Source organism: Pseudofrankia saprophytica (genome assembly GCF_000235425.2).
GTDB classification, from domain to species: domain Bacteria; phylum Actinomycetota; class Actinomycetes; order Frankiales; family Frankiaceae; genus Pseudofrankia; species Pseudofrankia saprophytica.
Genome location: NZ_KI912266.1, coordinates 6,836,934 through 6,856,322 on the forward strand (window position 1 = coordinate 6,836,934; position 19,389 = coordinate 6,856,322).

The window sequence follows — 19,389 nt, forward strand, 5'->3', positions numbered from 1 at the left end:
GCCGTAATCCTGCGACGCCCTGGCGTCAAGCTGTGAGTCGACCCGCCAACCGGCCCGTCTCGCTATGGTTCGGCACCCCGGTAGGGGCGACCAACGGGTCCGTCAGCGTCCCGCCCACACAGACCAGTCCCTGCTCGAGCCTGGTTGGCTCCGGCGGAACCGGGAACGTCAGCGGCGGAACGGCGACCACTCCGAGGGCAGTCAGCACGTCGTCTGGTCGCACAGCGGGCGTCGTATGCCGCACGACCACATCCAGTATCGCACAGTCGCGCGTCTCCGCACGGCAAACGCCGCAGATCACCGCTCGCCGCACGTCGACGAGGCCGCGGCCAGACTTGGTTTTGCGCTCGACCTCGAGACTTTCCCGAGCCAGCAGCGCGTCCAGCGCCCGGGCGACGTCGTCCGCCGGCACGCCCGGCAGGCGCACGCTCCAGCGGGACGCCTCGATCCGGTCTGCCAGTGGACCACCCTCCGCCGGCACGCAGGCGAGCAGGTCGAGCCCAGGCGGCAGGGCCGCGTCCAAGGCGACCCGCAGCGCCTCCGGGTCGACGTCCTCGACGAGCGCGAGCTCGACGTACTCGGCCTCGCTGGCCGCCCCGGTGGGCACCCCGTTGATCCACGAGACCCTCGGATGCGGGCTGAAGCCGGCCGAGAAGGCCATGGGCACGCGCGCGCGGCGCAGCCCACGCTCGAAGCTGCGCGCGATGTCGAGCTGGGAGAGGAACCGCAGCCGGCCCCGCTTGGCGAACCGCAGCCGCACCCGCGCGACCGGCGGTGGCGGCGGCGGGCCGTCAGGGCGCCGCGGCGGCACGGGCCTTCTCCTGCCCCGTCGCCGGCACCATCGCGGCCGGGGCCCCGGCCGGCGCGCGCGCGGGCAGCGGCGGCACCGGGGTCAGCGGCAGCAGCGTGCGGCGCGTCGGTCCGATCTCGATCTGTGAGCCCGTCGTCGGGCAGACGCCGCAGTCGTAGCAAGGTGTCCAGCGGCAGTCGTCGATCTCGACCGCGCCGCGCAGCGCGTCCTGCCAGTCCGACCACAGCCAGTCGCGGTCGAGGCCCGCGTCGAGGTGGTCCCAGGGCAGCACCTCGCGTTCGGGGCGCTCCCGGGTGGTGAACCAGTCCAGCGAGACGCCCAGCGGCTCGAGCTCGGCGGCCGCTGCGCGCTGCCAGCGCTCGAAGGAGAAGTGCTCGCTCCAGCCGTCGAAGCGCCCGCCCTCGCGCCACACCCGTTCGATCACCCGGCCCACCCGGCGGTCGCCACGCGAGAGCAGGCCCTCGACGATCCCCGGCCGGCCGTCGTGATAGCGGAACCCGACGGCACGGGAGATCTCCCGGTCGGCCCGGACGGTGTCCCGCAGCAGCTTGAGCCGTTGGTCGGTGACCTCCCAGGGCGCCTGCCCGACCCACTGGAACGGGGTGTGTGGCTTGGGCACGAACCCGCCGATGGAGACCGTGCAGCGGATGTCACGGTGCCCACTGGCCTTGCGACCAGCCTTGATCACCTCGCGGGCGAGCTTCGCGATGCCGAGCACGTCCTCGTCGGTCTCCGTCGGCAGGCCGCACATGAAGTAGAGCTTCACCTGTCGCCAGCCCTGCGCGTACGCGGTGCTGACGGTGCGGATCAGGTCCTCCTCGCTGACCATCTTGTTGATGACCTTGCGAAGACGCTCCGAACCGCCCTCGGGAGCGAAGGTGAGGCCGCTGCGACGGCCGTTGCGGGAGAACTCGTTGGCCAGAGTGACGTTGAACGCGTCGACCCGGGTCGACGGCAGCGACAACGACGTGTTCGTGCCCTCGTAGCGGTCGGCGAGTTGGGTCGCGAGCTCGCCGATCTCGCTGTGGTCGGCGCTCGACAGCGACAGCAGCCCCACCTCGGAGAATCCGGATGCCGACAGGCCGGCGTCGATCATCGCGCCGATCGTGTCGATCGAGCGCTCGCGAACCGGCCTGGTGATCATTCCGGCCTGGCAGAACCGGCAGCCACGGGTGCAGCCGCGGAAGATCTCCACGCTCATCCGCTCGTGCACGGTCTCCGCGAGCGGCACCAGCGGCGTCTTCGGGTACGGCCAGGAGTCCAGGTCGGACAGCGTGTGCTTGGCCGGGCGAGCGGGCACGTCGTCGCGGTTGGGGGTGACGGCGGCGATCGCGCCGTCGCTGCCGTAGGTGACGTCGAAGAACGCCGGCACGTACACGAGGCGACGCCGCGCAAGGCGGGCGAGCAGCTCCGTGCGGCCGCCGGGCGAGCCCGCGGCCTTGAACGCGCGGACCACGTCGGTGATGTCGAGGACGGCCTGTTCGCCGTCGCCGAGGACGACGGCGTCGACGAAGTCGGCGACGGGCTCCGGGTTGAACGCCGAGTGCCCGCCCGCGATCACCAGCGGGTGCCCGTCGCCGCGGTCGGCGGCGTGCAGCGGGATGCCGGCGAGGTCGAGCGCGGTCAGCAGGTTGGTGTAGCCGTGCTCGCTGGCGAAGCTGACGCCGAGGACGTCGAAGTCGCCGACCGGGCGGTGGGCGTCGACGGTGAACTGGGGCACGTCGTGCTCGCGAAGCAGCGCCTCCAGGTCCGGCAGCACCGCGTAGGCGCGCTCGGCGAGCACGTCCGGCTGCTCGTTGAGGACCTCGTAGAGGATCTGCAGGCCCTGGTTGGGCAGGCCGACCTCGTAGGCGTCCGGGTACATCAGGCACCAGCGGACGGCGGCGGACTCCCAGGGCTTGACGGTGGAGTTCCCCTCACCGCCGACGTACTGCACGGGCTTGCGGACCCTGGGCAGCAGCGGCTCCAGGCGGGGGAACAGCGACTGTCCGGCCATGGGTGCCAGCCTACCCAGTCCTCAGAGGGCATACGGGTCCGTGCGCGACCGGAGTCGGACGTTCTGCAACAGGCCCACTGCCAGCATGTTCGCGAACATGGCCGAGCCACCGTACGAGACGAACGGCAGGGGCAGGCCCGTGACCGGCATGATGCCCAGGGTCATCCCGACGTTGACGAACGCCTGGAACGCGAACCAGCACACCACCCCGGTGCCGACCAGCGCGCCGAAGGAGTCGTCGGAGGCGCTGGCGATCGACAGCGCCCGCCACAGCACCACGCCGAGCGCGACCAGGATCCCGCCCGCGCCGAGGAAGCCAAGCTCCTCGCCGGCGACGGTGAACACGAAGTCGGTCTGCTGCTCGGGGACGAACTGCCCCTGGGTCTGCTGGCCGTGCAGCAGGCCACGGCCATAAATCCCGCCGTTGGCGATCGCCGTCTTGGCCTGGTCGACGTTGTAGCCGGTGGTCGAGTTGGTGGCGGCGTCGGCCGAGACGAACGAGGTGAGCCGGGCCTCCTGGTAGGGCTTGAGCAGGTGGAACTGCAGGATCGCCGCGCCGAACAGCACGCCGCCGAGCAGCAGCCCGAGCACCCAGCGCCGCGGCGCGCCGCTGACGGCCAGCATGCCGAGGATCACGAAGACCAGCACCATGACGGTGCCGAAGTCCGGCTGCAGCATGATCAGGCCGATGGGCACCAGCGCGAGCGCGAGGACGACGAGGACGTCGACGTCACCGGGGTGGGTCGAGCGCACCCCCTCGCGGCTGTCGCGCTTCTCGCCGAGGATCATCGCCACGCCGACGATCAGCGCGACCTTGGCGAACTCAGACGGCTGCAGCTGGAAGCCGGCCGGCAGCACGATCCACGAGTGCGCGCCGTTGATCGTGCTGCCGACGAGGAGCACCGCGACCAGGCCCAGCAGCGAGCCCAGGTAGACGAACGGCGCGTAGGCCCGCAACAGCCGGTAGTCGAGCAACATCGCCCCGGTCGCGAGCACGAGGCCGATCGCCAGGTTCAGCAGGTGGCGCTTGAGGAAGACGTTCGGGTCGGCGCCCGCGTCCGCGAGCCGCTGCTTGGTCGCGGACCAGACGAGCAGCGCGCCGAGCACGGACAGCGCCAGGACGGCGCCCATCAGCACCCAGTCGAGCCGGCGCAGCGGCGAGTGCCGACCGGAGGCGCGGTCGCGCAGCTGCCCGATCCGGCCGCGCAGCGCGACCGGTGACGACCGCAGCGCGGTCGATCCCAGCTCGTCCACTGTGCCTCCTGTTCGCTCCGTCCGGGCGGCGCGCTCCGGCCCCTTCCCTTGCTTCGCGGCGGGAAGGGACCTCCGCGCGCCGTCCTCCTCCGCTCACGGGCGCTCCGGCGACCTCGCTGCGGCCCGGCCCACCTCGCTTCGCTCGTGGGCCGGGCCTCCGCGGAGGCGCGCCTCCGCGCCGCACGGTCACCCACCGCTGAACGTCACCAACCCACGAACAGCCTCTGTTTGTGGGGCACTTCGCTTCGCTCGTGGGCCGGGCCTCCGCGGAGGCGCGCCTCCGGGCCAGCGCGGTCGCGTGGCGCATGAACGGTACGAACTCAGCTAGGCGCCGAGGGAGGGCCGCTTTGCGTCGCTCGTGGGCTCGGTTTCCGCGCCGTCGCCCAGTGCCTACCTGTCCTCCTCGCGCCGTCGTGGACGGTCGCCGGCTAGCCGGCGGTGCCCGCGGGTGGCGCTCGCGGCCCGGCGGAGGGGCTGGCGGACCTTCCGGACGGGCCCGGGCTCACCGACGGCACGGGGGCGAGGACCGTCGGCGCCACGAGCGCCCCGCCCCCGCCGGACGGAAGACCGGTGCCGTCGGACGGCGGGGCCAGCGCGGCTGGTCCCGGAGTCACCGCTGCCCCACCCGTCGCGTCCGCAGGGGCGGGCGCGAGCGTCGCGTCCCGTCCCACGGCCGGCAGGTCCGCGGGCGGCAGGCCGCCGGGCAGCTCCGCCGGGCGGCCGACACCGAAGATCGCCTGGTAGATCGCCTTCGCCGCCGGCGCCGCGTAGGTGGCGCCGGTGCCGGAGTCGGGAATGTCGACGACGATGGCGTAGCGCGGGTCGTTCACCGGCGCGAACGAGGCGAACCAGGACGTGTCGCCGTGGCCCTCGACCTCGGCGGTGCCGGTCTTGCCGCCGACCGGGATGACGTTGTTCGGCCAGTCGGCGAAGACGCCGGTGGCCGTGCCGCCGCCCTCGGTGGTCACGCCGTGCAGCGAGTCGCGGATGTAGGCCAGCACCTCCGGCGGGACCGGCAGCTTGCCCTTGACCACCGGCTCGAACCGCTTGACGACCTTCCCGTCCGGCGAGACGACGGCCTTGGCGACCTGGGGCTCGTAGAGCGTCCCGCCGTTGGCGATCGCCGCGTAGGCCGCGGCCAGCTGCAGCGGGCTGATCGACAGGTACTGGCCCTGGCCGATGGAGAACTGCGCGGCCGCGCCGGCGTTGTACAGATAGCCGTCGGCGCAGGCCTCGGCGGCGTACTGCTGGTAGCGCTTGGCCGTCGCCGGGTCCTTGACATCCGGGTAGCCGTTCTTCGCCCGCTCGCAGTAGGAGCCCTTCAGCTCCTCCCAGATGGCCTTCGCCTGGTCCCGGTCGACGATGCTGCCCGTAGTCTCGCCCGGCAGGTCGATGCCAGAGCGCGAGCCGAAGCCCATCGCCTCGGCCATCTTCACGAAGTTCTCCGCCGGCGGCGGGTACGGCCCCTTGCCGTTGCGCAGCCCGCCGTCGCGCAGCCACTCGTCGTAGGCGAACTTGTCGAAGATCACGTCGCAGGAGATCACCAGCGCCCGGTGCAGGGTGATCGGGCCCGCGGACGACCCCTCGAAGTTGTGGAAGGTCTGGCCACCGATCTGCAGCGTCGGCGCGCAGTCGAAGTTCTGGTTCGGCTTGGCGCCGAGCTTGGCCATCGCGACCGAGGTCGACACCGGTTTGAAGGTCGACCCGACGGCGCCGGAGCCCTGGTAGGCCCGGGACAGCAGCGGGATGCCGTTGGCCGGGTCGGACAGGGCCGCGTAGTCCTGCTGGGAGACCCCGCCGACGAACACCGACGGGTCGAACGTCGGCAGGCTGACCAGGGCCACGACACCGCCGGTCTTGACGTCCAGCACCACCGCGGAGGCCGTCCGGGCCTGCTGCCCGCCCGGCAGCTTGTCCAGGGTCGAGCGCAGCGCCTCCTCGGCGGCGGCCTGCACGCCGCGGTCCAGGTTGAGCACGACGTGGTCGCCGGGGACGGGCGCGGTGTTCGACGCGGTGCCCGAGACCCGGCCGAACCGGTCGACCTCCAGCCCCTCCACACCGTCGACGCCGCGCAGCTCGGAGTCGTAGACGGACTCCAGCCCCGCCACGCCGACCAGGCTGTTGAGGTGGTACGCGCCTGGCGTCGCCTCGGCGTCCTTGCCCTGCTTCTTCAGGTCGGCGTCCTGCCGGTCGAGCTGGTCCTGGCTGACGGGCGCGAGGTAGCCGAGCTCGTGAGCGGCGAGTGAGCCGAACGGGTACTCGCGGACCGCCTGCAGGTCGGCGGTGATGCCGGGGAACCGCTCGGGATGCTCGATGATCGCGAGTGCCTGGGCGGGGCTCACGTCCTTGGCGATCGGTACCGGCTGGTAGGGCGAGCCGTTCCAGCACGGCTGGGGGATCTTCGGCCCGCAGAACCGGATCTTCTTCCCGATGTCGTCGACGGACATGCCGATCACCGACGACAGCGCGGCGAAGACCGCCTTGCCGCCGTCGACCTGCCGGTCGGTGGTCGAGCGGTTCACCGAGATGACCAGCGAGCTGCGGTTGCGCACCAGCTGCTCGCCCTGGTCGTCGAGGATCATGCCCCGGGGCGCCGGGGTGACGACCTCCCGGACCCGGTTGGTCTCGGCGACCTTGCGGTAGTGGTCGCCGTCGAGGATCTGCAGCGTCCACAGCCGCGCGCCGAGCGTCACCAGCAGCGACACCGCGAGCACCCGCAGGATGATGATGCGGACGCGCATCCCGTCGTTCACGGCCGCCCCCCGCCCCGCACGGCCGCCCCGCCCCTCACGGCCGCCTCACCCACCGCGTCCGCCTGGTCCGGCGCACACCCGCCGCCATGGCCGGGAACAGGAACGGGGTCAGGAGCGCCGCGTACAGCGCCCCCACCACCGCGCGCAGGAACGCCTGACCGGGAGTGCCGGCGGCGTTGTCGCTGAGCAGCCCGGCGACGGCCACGTTCGCGAGCGTCCCGCCGGCGACCGCGCCGGACACGACCAGCAGCGCGATCGCGACCGACCGCTCGGTCGCCTCGGCGAGCAGGCCCACGAGGTAGCCGAGCAGGCAGCACACCAGCGCCGACCGGCCGAGAACATGGGTGGACATCAGATCGCCGAACAGGCCGACGACGAAGCCGAGCACCGCCCCGGTGACCGGCCCCTCCAGGAGCGCCGCGGTGCCGAGCAGCATCAGCACCAGGTCCGGATGACCGCCCGGCAGCGGCAGCCGCGTCACCACGCTCACCTGCGCGATCGCGGCAGCCAGGAGTATCACCGCGAGCGCGGCGAGCGTCAGCGCGTGGACCTCGCCCTCGCGGTCCGGCTCGAACAGCTGGACGCTCATCCGGTCGAGTCACCTCCCCCTGCCGGCGCGGTGCGTGGCGGCAGCACCCGGTCGCCCGGGTCGGTGGGCGGCTTGCCGACGACGATGCCGACCAGGTCGAGTGTGCCGACGGAGACGTACGGCTTCACTTCGGCCGTCCTAGACAGCCCGTCCGCGTCGGTGACCTTGGTGACCTCGCCAATCGGCACGCCGGCGACGTAGTCGAGGCTCCCGAAGGTGACGAGGCGCTCGCCGGGCCGCACCCGGTACGAGGCGTCGTACAGCGTGAAGACGAGCTTGTTCGGACCGGACCCGCCGGCGACGGAGCCGAGCAGCTGGGTGCCCTCCAGCCTCGCGCCGATCCGGCTGCGCGGGTCGCAGAAGAGCCGGACGACGGCGGTGTGGTCGGTCAGCGAGACGACCGTGCCGACCAGGCCCTTGGAGTTGACCACGATCTTGTCCACGGCCAGGCCGTCCGCCTTGCCCGCGTTGACGGTGACCGTCCAGTCGGTGCCGCTGACGTCTCCGACGGCGATCACCCGGGCCGGGACGATCGTGTACTGGCCCTTGTCCGCGAGCAGCCGCAGCGCGGACAGCTCGGACGCCTGCCGGGCGACCTCGTCCCCGTCGGCGAGCTGGCGGCGCAGGTCGGCGTTCTCCTTGGCCAGCTCGTCGGCACGGTCGTGGTAGCGGTTCGGGTGGAACAGCGAGGAGGCCGTCCGCCCGATCGGCCGCACGACCGTGGTCACGCCGCTCTCGACGCCGCCGACGACCGTGTGCACGACGCCGCGCGCCCCGCCGGAGCTCTCGCCCGTCCGATAGTCGATCGTGATCAGCGCGAAGGTGATGACGAGCAGGACCGCGACGACGAGCCGGGAACGCTTCAGGTCACGTCCCACGACATCTCCTCACCGTCCCAGCCCGACGCCGCCATTCCGGACATCGCCCGACCCGACATTCCCGTGCCCCGCAGGGCGGCTCGGCGCCAGCTCGCGACCCGCCCGGCGGTGCTTAACGCCTGCCGGCACGGACGAACCAGTCCACCCCCGGGTTCCCACGCCCGGCGATTTTCCGAAACGTTGTTCGACCAGCGCCCAATTGTTCCGTCAACCGGGCGCGGTCACACAAAACGACGTCACCCCGCCCACGGCTCGGCCCTGGTCGCTGCGACCCTGAAGGGACGACCCCCCAAGGTCACGCGAAGCCCGACATCGAGGGCCCGGAGGTCGCCTCGGAGTAATACGATCCAGCCCTCCTGACCGCGACCCCCTGACCGCAACGACCCCTAAGGTCGAGCGAAGCCCGACATCGGGGGTCCGGGGGTCGCCCCCCGGAGCAATATTGGTGAGCAGGCCTCGGCGAAGCCGCCCCGAGGGCGGCGAGCAGAGTCCACCCCAACCCGCCTGCTCACCGCCGACGCGGTTCGGAGATGAGGACCTGCTGCAGGGCTTCGAACTCCTCGACGCATTTGCCGGAGCCCATGGCGACGGAGTGCAGTGGATTGTCGGCGATGTGGATCGGCATGCCGGTCTCGTTGCGCAGCCGCTCGTCGAGGCCGCGCAGCAGGGCGCCGCCGCCGGTCAGCACGATGCCGCGGTCCATGACGTCGCCAGCGAGCTCGGGCGGGCAGCGGTCCAGCGTGACCTTCACGGCGTCGATGACCGCGTTCACCGGCTCCTCGATGGCCTTGCGGATCTCCTCGGCGGTGACCACGATCGTCTTCGGCAGGCCGGTTACGAGGTCGCGACCACGGATCTCGGCGCTTGGCTCGTCCGGCACCTTGTACGCGGAGCCGATCGCCATCTTGATCTCCTCGGCGGTCCGCTCGCCGAGCATCAGCGAGTACTCCTTCTTCACGTAGGAGATGATCGCCGTGTCCAGCTCGTCGCCCGCGATCCGGATGGACTGGCTGGTCACGATGCCGCCGAGCGAGATCACCGCGACCTCGGTGGTGCCGCCGCCGATGTCGACGACCATGTTGCCGGTCGGCTCGTGCACGGGCAGGCCCGCGCCGATGGCGGCGGCCATCGGCTCCTCGATGATGTAGACCCGGCGGGCACCCGCCTCGTAGCCGGCGTCCTTGACGGCCCGCTGCTCGACGCCGGTGATCCCACTCGGCACGCAGACGACAAGCCGGGGCTTGGCGAAGTGCCGGCGGCGGTGAACCTTCTGGATGAAGTAGCGCAGCATCCGCTCGGTGGTCTCGAAGTCCGCGATCACGCCGTCCTTGAGCGGGCGGACCGCGACGACGTTGCCCGGCGTCCGACCGATCATGCGCTTGGCGTCGGTGCCGACCGCGAGGATGCCCGTGGTGGTGGTGTTGATCGCGACGACGCTCGGCTCGTTGAGCACGATCCCACGCCCGCGTACGTAGACGAGCGTGTTGGCGGTGCCAAGGTCGACCGCCATGTCACGACCGAGGAATGACAAAGAACTGGACATCGTCGGGCCGACCCTCCCGGAGATGCGGTCCTGGGCGCCACCGTGCTCAGCCCGGGCTCGCCGGGCCCGCCGGCCCGCCCTCGAACAGATCAAGGTTCTTAGGCTCTTGGACTTCGGGATGCTGCTCTAGCTTGGTATCACTCACTTCGGTAATACAGGCTTCTACTTGACCGTGCTGGCCGCGGCTTGCCCGGGGGACGCCGGTACCACGGGATTGGAGCTGCATTTACTTTTCTACGGTAGACGGGTGGGCCTCGCGTGGGACGATTCAGGGCGTCCGGCGTGCCCCATGGCGACACCTGAAAGGTTAGACCGCGCCACCGACAGCCCGCCCCCCAGCGAGGACGTGTCACCCATGGTGCCGACAGGTCATCGCCGCCCAGCCCGGCCCTCGCCGCCCATCGCGACCACCTCCGGACTCACCGCCACCGGCCGGCGGGTCCGCCCGCCGACACCCGGTCCTACCCTCGCAAACCGCCCGGCCGCCCGGCGGGACGCCACGCCGGACCACGGCGCCGACTCACCCGGGAAGAGCGACCCGGAAGACGGGGGTCAGCGTCCAGACAACCCGGTATAGCCCCGTGGATCGATCGGGAAGGCGCGGGTCAGCGCCTAGAGGGCTCGGCATAGCCCCGTGGATCCGATCCGCCGGGGCGGATCGGATCCACGGGGACCCCGACGTCCAGGCACCACGGGGAACCCGACATCCAGGCGTCGGGGGGTTCACGACGTCCTGGCGCGATTCGCCGGGAGAGGAGCTCCCGGCGGGGCCGTCAGGTCAGGCCCGGGCTGTCAGGTCAGGCCCGGGAAGAACAGGTCGATCTCCCGCTTGGCGGACTCGGGCGAGTCCGAACCGTGGACGAGGTTCTGGCCGATCTCCAGGGCGTAGTCGCCGCGGATGGAACCGGGAACGGCCTTCACCGGGTCGGTGACGCCCATCAGGCCGCGCGTGCCCTCGATCGCGCGCGGGCCCTCCACGACCAGCGCGACCAGCGGGCCGGAGGTGATGAACTCGACCAGCTCGCCGAAGAACGGCTTGGTCGCGTGCTCGCCGTAGTGCGTCTCGGCGACGGACTTCTCCAGCGTGCGCAGCTCCAGGGCAACCAGGCTGAGGCCCTTACCCTCGAGACGGCTGATGATCTCCCCGACGAGGCCGCGGCTGACGCCGTCGGGCTTGACCAGGACGAGGGTGCGCTCGGCGGACACTGGACTCCTCATTTCGCGTCATCGTTGACAGAGCGGATGTAACGCACCGTGCCGGTCGCGTTGTGGCCGATCGCGTTGCGGCAGGTCGCGTTGTGATCCACGCCGGGGCCGGGGCCCTAGCGCTCTCGGCCCAACCTACAGGGCCCTACGACCGTCCATTTGGGCGGCGCCGGCGACATGACCTCCATCCCGCCGGCAGGCCGACCGCGGACCTGGTCCGCCTAACGGATCGGGTCCGACCACAGTGGTCGAAAAGCGACGATCATCGGACGGCGAGGGACGCGCGGCGGGCGACCACAGGACTCACCGAGCCAGCAGGTGACGGGCCTCGCCCACGGTGGTCAGCGAGCCGGTCACGACGACGCCGCCACCACCGAGGTCGGCGTCCTCCTCCACCAGCCGTACCGCCGCCTCGATCGCGTCGTCGAGCCGTGGCGCGACCTCCACCCGGTCCGTCCCGAAGATCTCGACGGCGACCGCGGCGAGCTCGTCGACCGGCCGCGCCCGCGGCGACGCGCTCTGCGTGACCACGATGGAGCTGAACACCGGCTCCAGCACCGACAGCATGCCGAGCGCGTCCTTGTCGGAGAGCAGGCCGACCACGCCGACGACGAGGTCGAACGCGAACGCGTCGGTGAGCGCCTCGGCCAGCGACTGCGCGCCGGCCACGTTGTGGGCCCCGTCGAGCACGATGGTCGGCGAGCGGCGGACGACCTCGAGCCGCCCCGGGGACGTGACACTCGCGAACCCGCCCCGGACGGCCTCGACGTCCAGCGGCTCGGCCCCGCCACCGAGGAACGCCTCGACGGCGACGAGCGCGCACGCGGCGTTGTGCGCCTGGTGCTCACCGTGCAGCGGCAGGAAGATCTCGTCGTAGACGCCGCCGAGGCCGCGCAACGCCAGCATCTGACCGCCGACGGCCACCTGCCGCCGGGCCACCCCGAACTCCAGCCCCTCCCGGGCGAGCGGGGTACCCAGCTCGGCGGCGCGCTCGGCGAGCACCCGGGCCGCGCCCAGCGGCTGCGTGCCGAGCACGGCGAGGCCGCCGGGCCGCAGGATGCCGGCCTTCTCCGCGGCGACCTCCTCGACGGTGGAGCCGAGCTCGGGATGGTCGAGGCCGATCGGCGTCACCACCTGCACGACGCTGTCGACGACGTTGGTCGCGTCCCAGGTGCCGCCCATCCCGACCTCGACGATGCCCACGTCCACCGGGGCGTCGGCGAAGGCCGAGAAGGCCATGGCGGTCAGCAGCTCGAAGAAGGTGACCCGCTCGGCGTGCCGGCCGTCGACGAGCTCGACGTAGGGCAGCACGTCGTCGAACGCCCGCGCGAACACCTCGGCGCTGGCCGGGTGCCCGTCGATGCTGATCCGCTCGGTGACGCTCTCCAGGTGCGGCGAGGTGTACCTGCCGGGCCGCAGCCCGAACCCGCGCAGCAGCGCGTCGATCATCCGAGCCGTCGACGTCTTGCCGTTCGTGCCGGTCAGGTGAACGACCGGGAACGAACGCTCGGGATGGCCGAGCAGGTCGACGAGGTCGCGCATCCGCTCCAGGTCGGGGATCATCCGATGCGGGAACCGCCCGGCGAGCGCCTTCTCCACCCGCGACAGGTCGTCCCTCGCGGTGTCCCCGCCGCCGCCCGCGGCCCCGTCGGAACCGCCCCTCGTGCTCGCCGGCCGGCCGTCTCGCCCGTTGTCCACCACGCACGAAGGTTATCTCCGGATACCCCGCCGCCCCGCCGGGCGCCGGCCCGCCGAGCGCCGACGCGGCCACCGTCGACCGCCACATCTCGCGCGCGGGTGACCGACGCCACGGATCGCCCGTTTCCTGTAGGTACGCGGCTAGCGTGACCGGGCGTGGGCGAGTTCGAGAAGGCGATCGCCGCCGAGGTCGATGACGCCGGCGTCTGGACGGCCGGCGTCGCCGAGGGCTGGGACATCGGCGGCCACCCGCACGGCGGCTATCTCATGGCGCTGGCTGCCCGGATCGCGCTCGAGGCGACCGATCGGGAGCATCCCCTGTCGATCACCGCGCACTTCCTGCGCTCCCCCGCGATCGCGCCCGTCTCCGCCAAGCCCGCGCTGCTGCGCGCCGGGCGCTCCACCGCGGTCGTCGCCGTCGACCTGCACCAGGACGGCGAGCCCATCCTGGCCACCCTGACCACCACCGGCCGGATACCAGGCACCTCCGCGCCCGTCTTCCAGCGCGGCACCGCGCCCACCCTGCCGGCACCGGAAGCCTGCGTCGACGTCGACACCCCCGGCAACCCGTTCCGCCAGAACCTGCACGACAGGCTCGACATCCGGCTGGACCCGGGCACCGTCGGCTGGGCAACTGGCAGGCCACGGGGGGTGGGCGAGATCCGCGGCTGGGTGCGGCCGCGCGACGGCTCCGAGCCCGACCCGCTGTTCCTCCTGGTCGCGCTGGACGCGCTGCCCCCAACGACGTTCGACTTCGGCATCTTCGGCTGGGTGCCCACGGTGGAGCTCACGGCCCTGCTACGCGCCGCGCCGGCCCCCGGCTGGCTGCGGGTGGTGGTACGCAGCCACCTGATCGACGACGGCTGGCTCGACGAGGACGTAGAGGTCTGGGACTCCTCCGACCGCCTGGTCGCCCAAGGCCGCCAACTGGCCGGCTACCGCGCCTGACCAGGCGGCACCCCGTGGCGGGCGCGGAGCGTCCGCCACGGGACAGCCCTACGCCGACTTCTCCTGGCGGGTGTTGCGCTTGGCGGCGCTGATGTCGCGCGGCACCAGCGTGGGGTTCACGTGCTCCAGCACGACCTCGCGGGTGACGACGACGCGGGCGACGTCCTTGCGGCTCGGGATGTCGTACATCACCGACATCAGCACCTCCTCCATGATGGCGCGCAGGCCACGCGCGCCGGTACCGCGCAGGATCGCCTGGTCGGCGATCGCCTCGAGCGCGTCGGAGGTGAAGTCGAGGTCGACGTTGTCCAGCTCGAAGAGCCGCTTGTACTGGCGGACGAGAGCGTTCTTCGGCTCGGTCAGGATGCGGATCAGCGCTTCGCGGTCCAGGTTCTGCACGCTGGTGAGAACCGGCAGCCGGCCGATGAACTCGGGGATCATCCCGTACTTGAGCAGGTCCTCCGGCATGACGTCGCCGAAGACGTCGGAGGCGTCCGGGTCGTCCTTGCCGTGCAGGACGGCGCGGAAGCCGAGCGACTTCTTGCCGATCCGCGACTCGATGATCCGGTCGAGCCCCGCGAACGCGCCGCCGACGATGAACAACACGTTCGTCGTGTCGATCTGGATGAACTCCTGGTGCGGGTGCTTGCGTCCACCCTGCGGCGGCACGCTCGCCGTGGTGCCTTCGAGGATCTTCAGCAGCGCCTGCTGCACGCCCTCGCCGGAGACATCCCTGGTGATGCTCGGGTTCTCCGACTTTCGGGCGATCTTGTCGACCTCGTCGATGTAGATAATCCCGGTTTCGGCCTTCTTGACGTCGTAGTCGGCCGCCTGGATCAGCTTGAGCAGGATGTTCTCGACGTCCTCACCGACGTAGCCGGCCTCGGTGAGGGCGGTGGCGTCGGCGATCGCGAACGGCACGTTGAGCATCCGGGCGAGCGTCTGCGCGAGCAGCGTCTTGCCGCAGCCCGTCGGCCCGAGCAGCAGGATGTTGCTCTTGGCCAGCTCGACGTCGCCTTTGCCCCCCTCGCCCTGGGCAGCGCCTCCGGCCTGGATCCGCTTGTAGTGGTTGTAGACCGCAACCGACAGCGTCTTCTTCGCGGTCTCCTGGCCCACCACGTAGCCGTCGAGGAACTCGTAGATCTCCCGCGGCTTGGGAAGTTCATCCCATTTGAGCTCGGAGGACTCGGAGAGCTCCTCCTCGATGATCTCGTTGCAGAGATCAATGCACTCGTCGCAGATGTAGACGCCGGGGCCGGCGATGAGCTTTTTCACCTGCTTCTGCGACTTCCCGCAGAACGAACACTTCAGCAGGTCGCCGCCATCACCGATGCGTGCCACCGAGGACTCAGTCCCTTCGTCCAGACGATGGGGTCGCCTGCAGCTCGGGGGCGGCTGCCGCCGCCCGGTCGTCGCGTGTCGAGTGAGCCATCGATGTCTCCTGCGCTATCCCCGGCTCGGGGTTTCTCCCGGACCGAGGAAGCCGATCCGGAAGGTCCACCGCCGGCCAGCCCACCAGCCGCTTCGGGCCGTTGCGCCCAGCGCCCCCGTGACTGGCCAGTCGACCAGCCCGCCAGCCGGGTCAGGCACGGACACACTCCGCCCGCCGTGCCCGCGCCCAGCCGGTGCTGCCACACCGTCTCCCGCTCCCGCGGCGGCCAACCTGCCGGCCGATCCCCGCCGGCCGCCGCGAGAGATGTCACGTGGGGGACGGTACCCCGCCACACCGCCCGACGAGAGCCCTATCGCACGGCTCATTCCGGTCAGCGTGCCTGGGGCGATGACCGCCGGGCATACGAAGGAAGAACGTTTTCGCACACCCTTTGGCCCTCTAGCGTACGGCTGTTTGACACCGTCAGCGGGCAGCGGCCAGACGAGACGACTTACGGGTCTTGATCACTTCGTCGATCAGGCCGTACTCCTTGGCCTCGTCGGCGGAGAGGATCTTGTCGCGCTCGATGTCGCGGCGGATCTGCTCCTCCGGCTTGCCGGTGTGGTCGGCCAGCATTCTCTCCAGGAGCGAGCGCATGCGAAGGATCTCCTTCGCCTGGATCTCGATGTCGCTCGACTGGCCCTCGCCCGAGCCGGACGGCTGGTGGATGAGGATCCGGCTGTTCTGCAGCGCGAACCGCTTGCCCGGCGTGCCGGCGGCCAGCAGCACGGCCGCGGCCGAGGCGGCCTGGCCCATGCAGATGGTCTGGATGTCCGGGCGGACGAACTGCATCGTGTCGTAGATGGCCGTCAGTGAGGTGAACGACCCACCGGGCGAGTTGATGTAGATCGAGATGTCGCGGTCCGGGTCCTCGGACTCGAGGAAGAGCAGCTGCGCCATGACGTCATTGGCCGACACGTCGTCGATCTGGACGCCGAGGAAGACGATCCGCTCCTTGAGCAGCTTCGAGTACGGGTCCATGCCGTACTCGCCGCGAGACGTCTTCTCGATGATGTTCGGCAGCACGTAGCGGCCGGTCTGCTGGTAACGAGACATGATCGTGCCCTCCGAAGAAGCTCTAGCGCCAGGCCGTCAGGAATGCCGCGACTAGCTGGGCACGTCGCTGGGCACCTGACCGGCGCGCTGGACGACGTGGTCGACGAAGCCGTAGTCCTTCGCCTCCTCGGCCGTGAACCAGCGGTCACGGTCGGAGTCCCGCTCGATCTGGTCGATCGGCTGGCCGGTGTGGAAGGCGATCCGCTCCTGCATCGTGCGCTTGGTGTAGAGCATCTGCTCGGCCTGGATGGCGATGTCGGACGCGGTGCCTCCGATGCCGCCCGACGGCTGGTGCATCATGATCCGCGCGTGCGGCAGCGAGTAGCGCTTGCCCGGCGCGCCGGCGCACAGCAGGAACTGGCCCATCGACGCGGCCAGGCCCATCGAGAAGGTGGCCACGTCGTTCGAGACGAACTGCATCGTGTCGTAGATCGCCATACCCGCGCTGACCGAGCCACCCGGCGAGTTGATGTACAGCGAGATGTCCTTGGCCGGGTCCTCGGCGCTGAGCAGCAGCAGCTGCGCGCAGATCTGGTTCGCGATGTTGTCCTCGACCACCGAGCCAAGGACGATGATCCGCTCCCGAAGGAGGCGGTTGTAGACGTCGTCGCCGAATCCCGGGCCACCCTGGCCCGGCGACCGGAGGCTCGGGCCACCCGGCACGGCCAGACTCGGCACTACGAACTCACTCACGGTCGGCTCCTCGGCTTTCCTGCCCAGAGACACCCCAGGCCGGGCCTCCGGCTGCGCGACGCTTCGCTCTCATCGCGCGGCCTTCCGCCTCACCTGCAATACCCACGGGCGACAGCTTGACCGGCTCGACACTATCTGTGACCCGCGTCAGTTCCGGCCCATCCGGCTCGATGTTCGCGCTGGGCAGAGGCCGAGCCCGGACACGACTCGGCCCCCGCGGCGATCGCCACGGGGGCCGGGCTCGGTCACAACGGACCGCGAGCGACCTGACGGACCTAGTGGTCGTGGCCCTCATGGTCGTGATCATGGTCGTGGCCCTCGTGATCGTGGCCGAGCTCGAGGTCGAGGTCGTCGACGTCCAGCGGCTCCGGCCGCTCCGGGAGATCCAGCGTGATCGGGCTGTCCTCGCCGTCGACGACGGTCGCGGTGCGCAGCAGGTGCAGCAGCGCCTTGTTGCGCATGATGTCCGACATGAGGGCGGTCAGGCCCGCGCCGTTGCCGGACGCCAGCTGCTGCGCGTACTGCTCGGGCGCGATCCCCATCCGCTGCGAGAGCAGCACGATCTGCTCCATCAGCTCGCCCTGGTCGATCCCGATCGACTCGGTGCGCACGACCGTGTCCAGGATGAACTGGGACTTGATGGCCTTCGTCGCCGAGTCGCGGACCTGGTTGTCGAACTCCTCGGGCTCCTGGTCCAGCGTCTTGAGGTAGGTCTCCCGGTCGACGCCGAAGCGCTCCAGGTCATGGCCGAGCCGGTGCTCCCGCGCCTCGATCTCGGTGGCCAGCACCGAGTCGGGCACGGGCACGTCGACGGTCTCGACCAGCTGCTCGAGCAACCGCTCGCGCGCCTGGTTGACCTGCTCGAACTTGCGGGTGCCCTCGAGCCGCTCGCGCACGTCGGCCTTCAGCTCCTCGAGCGTGTCGAACTCGCTCGCGGTGGTCGCGAAGTCGTCGTCGAGCGCCGGAAGCTCCTTCTCCTTGACGCCCCGCACGACCGCGGTGACCTGGGCGGTCTGGCCCTTGCGGTCGCCGGCGAGCAGCTCGGTGTCGAACGTGCGGCTGTCGCCCTCGCTCGCGCCGACGATCGCGTCGTCGATGCCGTCGATGAGGTTGCCGCTGCCCACCTCGTAGGACATGCCGGTCGCCGTCGCGTCCTCGACGGGCTCGCCGTCGACCGTCGCCGACAGGTCCAGCGACACGTAGTCGCCGGAGGCCACCGGCCGCTCGACCGGCGTCAGCACGGCGAACCGCTCCCGCATCGAGCTCAGCTGCGTGTCGACCTGCTCGTCGGTGACCTCGACCGAGTCAACCGTGACCTTGAGGCCGTCGGCAGCCGGAAGGACGACATCCGGCCGGACGTCCACCTCCGCGGTGAAGACGATCGGGCTGCCCTCGGTGAACTCGGTGACGTCCACCTCCGGCCGCGACAGCACGTCGACGTCCTCGGCCTCGACCGCCTGCGAATAGAAGCTCGGCAGGGCCTCCTGCAGCGCCTCGTCGAGGATCACCTCACGCCCGAGCCGCTGGTCCAGGATCCGCGGCGGCACCTTGCCCGGCCGGAACCCGGAGACCCGAACCTGCCGGGACAGCTTCTTGTAGGTGGCGTCCAGGGAGGGCTTCAGGTCGTCGAAGGGCACCTCGACGGTGAGTTTGACCCTGGTCGGGCTGAGTGTCTCCTTGGTGGCCTTCACGGCGCGGCTGTCTCCTGGTACGACGGCGGACGGGGAACGGGGACGGGTAACGCGCCGAGATTACGCCTCACGGCGACCCGAGAACCCCAGCCTGTCTCCTGGAGCCCACTAGTTACGCCACGCGAGGCCCGACGGTTGGGGGCTTCCCCAAAACCTGCCCCTCGGTAAAACCTGCCCCTCGGTCGAGCGAAGCTCGACATCGGGGGGTCTGAGGGGTCGACCCCCCAGACGAGATCGCGGCCTCCGGGAAGCTGCCCCAAGGGGCAGCGAACAGGATGAACCAGCCCGTCGGGGCGGGGAGACTCGAACTCCCGATCTCCTGCACCCAAAGCAGGCGCGCTAGCCACTACGCTACGCCCCGAAGCGTTGCCCACCCATCCTACGGTGTGGACCGGCCACGATCACGGGGCGGGTCGAAGATCCCAGCCCGGCCCGCCCACGACCCGCCAGGCCGGCCCCGGTGACCGCGCCTTCCCTGGTGGACCTCGTCGCGGCCCGCCGCACCGTCGGCGCCATTTCCGGGTAAGCTCATCGCGACGATCACCACGCGGGTGTAGCTCAATGGCAGAGCCCCAGCCTTCCAAGCTGGCCATGCCGGTTCGATCCCGGTCACCCGCTCGGGCCGGCGACTGCTGCTTGTTGACCTTCGGTCACCTTCGCCAACGGCCGCTATTTTGCCCCGGGGCCGAGCCCCGGACCCCACGTGCCCCGGCGACGCTTCCCACCAGCAACCACCGGCACTCACCAACCGCTGCCGCTCGTTGACCTTCGGTCAACTTCGGTGGACCGCGCCGCTTGTTGACCTTCGGTCACCTTCGCCAACGGCCGCTATTTTGCCCCG

14 protein-coding genes and 2 tRNA genes are annotated in these 19,389 nt (G+C 70.9%); 2 read left to right on the top strand and 14 right to left on the bottom strand.

Annotated elements, in window-relative coordinates:
* Positions 1 to 25: 25 nt before the first annotated feature.
* The 9 genes from FRCN3DRAFT_RS0228825 to FRCN3DRAFT_RS0228870 all read right to left on the bottom strand — a co-directional run bounded on the left by FRCN3DRAFT_RS0228825 (position 26) and on the right by FRCN3DRAFT_RS0228870 (position 12,731).
* Entirely contained in the window at positions 26 to 811 is a 786-nt protein-coding gene (locus tag FRCN3DRAFT_RS0228825) for a TIGR03936 family radical SAM-associated protein (protein ID WP_007517675.1), read from the bottom strand.
* Positions 792 to 2,807, bottom strand: a complete 2,016-nt coding sequence (locus FRCN3DRAFT_RS0228830) for a TIGR03960 family B12-binding radical SAM protein (protein ID WP_007517676.1) — start codon at positions 2,805 to 2,807, stop codon at positions 792 to 794. The genes FRCN3DRAFT_RS0228825 and FRCN3DRAFT_RS0228830 overlap by 20 nt, the downstream gene beginning before the upstream one ends.
* Before the next feature lie 21 nt (positions 2,808 to 2,828).
* Entirely contained in the window at positions 2,829 to 4,061 is a 1,233-nt protein-coding gene (gene rodA, locus FRCN3DRAFT_RS0228835; RefSeq protein WP_007517678.1) for a rod shape-determining protein RodA, read from the bottom strand.
* A gap of 428 nt (positions 4,062 to 4,489) precedes the next feature.
* Positions 4,490 to 6,814: a penicillin-binding protein 2 gene (gene mrdA, locus FRCN3DRAFT_RS46865; protein ID WP_007517680.1), complete on the bottom strand. Its 2,325-nt coding sequence runs from the start codon at positions 6,812 to 6,814 to the stop codon at positions 4,490 to 4,492.
* A gap of 34 nt (positions 6,815 to 6,848) precedes the next feature.
* On the bottom strand, positions 6,849 to 7,403 hold the full coding sequence (mreD, locus tag FRCN3DRAFT_RS0228845) for a rod shape-determining protein MreD (RefSeq protein WP_007517682.1): 555 nt from the start codon (positions 7,401 to 7,403) through the stop codon (positions 6,849 to 6,851).
* Positions 7,400 to 8,281, bottom strand: coding sequence for a rod shape-determining protein MreC (gene mreC / locus FRCN3DRAFT_RS0228850; RefSeq protein ID WP_007517684.1), 882 nt, complete (start codon positions 8,279 to 8,281; stop codon positions 7,400 to 7,402). The genes mreD and mreC overlap by 4 nt, the downstream gene beginning before the upstream one ends.
* A gap of 508 nt (positions 8,282 to 8,789) precedes the next feature.
* Positions 8,790 to 9,824 carry a rod shape-determining protein gene (locus tag FRCN3DRAFT_RS0228855; RefSeq protein ID WP_007517686.1) on the bottom strand — a complete coding sequence of 345 codons (1,035 nt, stop codon included), beginning with the start codon at positions 9,822 to 9,824 and terminating at the stop codon, positions 8,790 to 8,792.
* A gap of 792 nt (positions 9,825 to 10,616) precedes the next feature.
* The gene (ndk, locus tag FRCN3DRAFT_RS0228860) at positions 10,617 to 11,030 is read right to left on the bottom strand and encodes a nucleoside-diphosphate kinase (protein WP_007517687.1); all 414 of its coding nucleotides are present in this window, start codon (positions 11,028 to 11,030) and stop codon (positions 10,617 to 10,619) included.
* Positions 11,031 to 11,333: 303 nt separating this feature from the next.
* Positions 11,334 to 12,731 (bottom strand): bifunctional folylpolyglutamate synthase/dihydrofolate synthase, encoded by a 1,398-nt coding sequence (locus tag FRCN3DRAFT_RS0228870; protein WP_007517689.1) that lies wholly within the window; start codon positions 12,729 to 12,731, stop codon positions 11,334 to 11,336.
* 153 nt (positions 12,732 to 12,884) lie between these two features.
* On the opposite strand from FRCN3DRAFT_RS0228870, the gene FRCN3DRAFT_RS0228875 reads away from it, so the two are divergent.
* Positions 12,885 to 13,676: a thioesterase family protein gene (locus FRCN3DRAFT_RS0228875; RefSeq protein WP_007517691.1), complete on the top strand. Its 792-nt coding sequence runs from the start codon at positions 12,885 to 12,887 to the stop codon at positions 13,674 to 13,676.
* 48 nt (positions 13,677 to 13,724) lie between these two features.
* On the opposite strand, the gene clpX is transcribed toward FRCN3DRAFT_RS0228875, so the two are convergent.
* The 5 genes from clpX to FRCN3DRAFT_RS0228900 all read right to left on the bottom strand — a co-directional run bounded on the left by clpX (position 13,725) and on the right by FRCN3DRAFT_RS0228900 (position 18,909).
* Positions 13,725 to 15,017, bottom strand: coding sequence for an ATP-dependent Clp protease ATP-binding subunit ClpX (gene clpX / locus FRCN3DRAFT_RS0228880; RefSeq protein ID WP_007517693.1), 1,293 nt, complete (start codon positions 15,015 to 15,017; stop codon positions 13,725 to 13,727).
* A gap of 514 nt (positions 15,018 to 15,531) precedes the next feature.
* Positions 15,532 to 16,164, bottom strand: coding sequence for an ATP-dependent Clp protease proteolytic subunit (locus tag FRCN3DRAFT_RS0228885; RefSeq protein WP_007517695.1), 633 nt, complete (start codon positions 16,162 to 16,164; stop codon positions 15,532 to 15,534).
* Between the two features lie 51 nt (positions 16,165 to 16,215).
* Positions 16,216 to 16,857: an ATP-dependent Clp protease proteolytic subunit gene (locus FRCN3DRAFT_RS0228890; protein ID WP_007517698.1), complete on the bottom strand. Its 642-nt coding sequence runs from the start codon at positions 16,855 to 16,857 to the stop codon at positions 16,216 to 16,218.
* Between the two features lie 275 nt (positions 16,858 to 17,132).
* Complete coding sequence (tig, locus tag FRCN3DRAFT_RS46870) at positions 17,133 to 18,548, bottom strand: trigger factor (RefSeq protein WP_007517699.1); 1,416 nt, start codon at positions 18,546 to 18,548, stop codon at positions 17,133 to 17,135.
* Positions 18,549 to 18,836: 288 nt separating this feature from the next.
* Positions 18,837 to 18,909, bottom strand: a tRNA-Pro gene (locus tag FRCN3DRAFT_RS0228900).
* 186 nt (positions 18,910 to 19,095) lie between these two features.
* On the opposite strand from FRCN3DRAFT_RS0228900, the gene FRCN3DRAFT_RS0228905 reads away from it, so the two are divergent.
* Positions 19,096 to 19,166 (top strand) — tRNA-Gly (locus FRCN3DRAFT_RS0228905).
* Positions 19,167 to 19,389 lie beyond the last annotated feature (223 nt).

Coding starts and splice junctions, on each gene's coding strand:
- FRCN3DRAFT_RS0228830 (WP_007517676.1), bottom strand. CDS start 2,807: ATGGCCGGACAGTCGCTGTTCCCCCGCCTGGAGCCGCTGCTGCCCAGG.
- mreD (WP_007517682.1), bottom strand. CDS start 7,403: ATGAGCGTCCAGCTGTTCGAGCCGGACCGCGAGGGCGAGGTCCACGCG.
- FRCN3DRAFT_RS0228855 (WP_007517686.1), bottom strand. CDS start 9,824: ATGTCCAGTTCTTTGTCATTCCTCGGTCGTGACATGGCGGTCGACCTT.
- FRCN3DRAFT_RS0228885 (WP_007517695.1), bottom strand. CDS start 16,164: ATGTCTCGTTACCAGCAGACCGGCCGCTACGTGCTGCCGAACATCATC.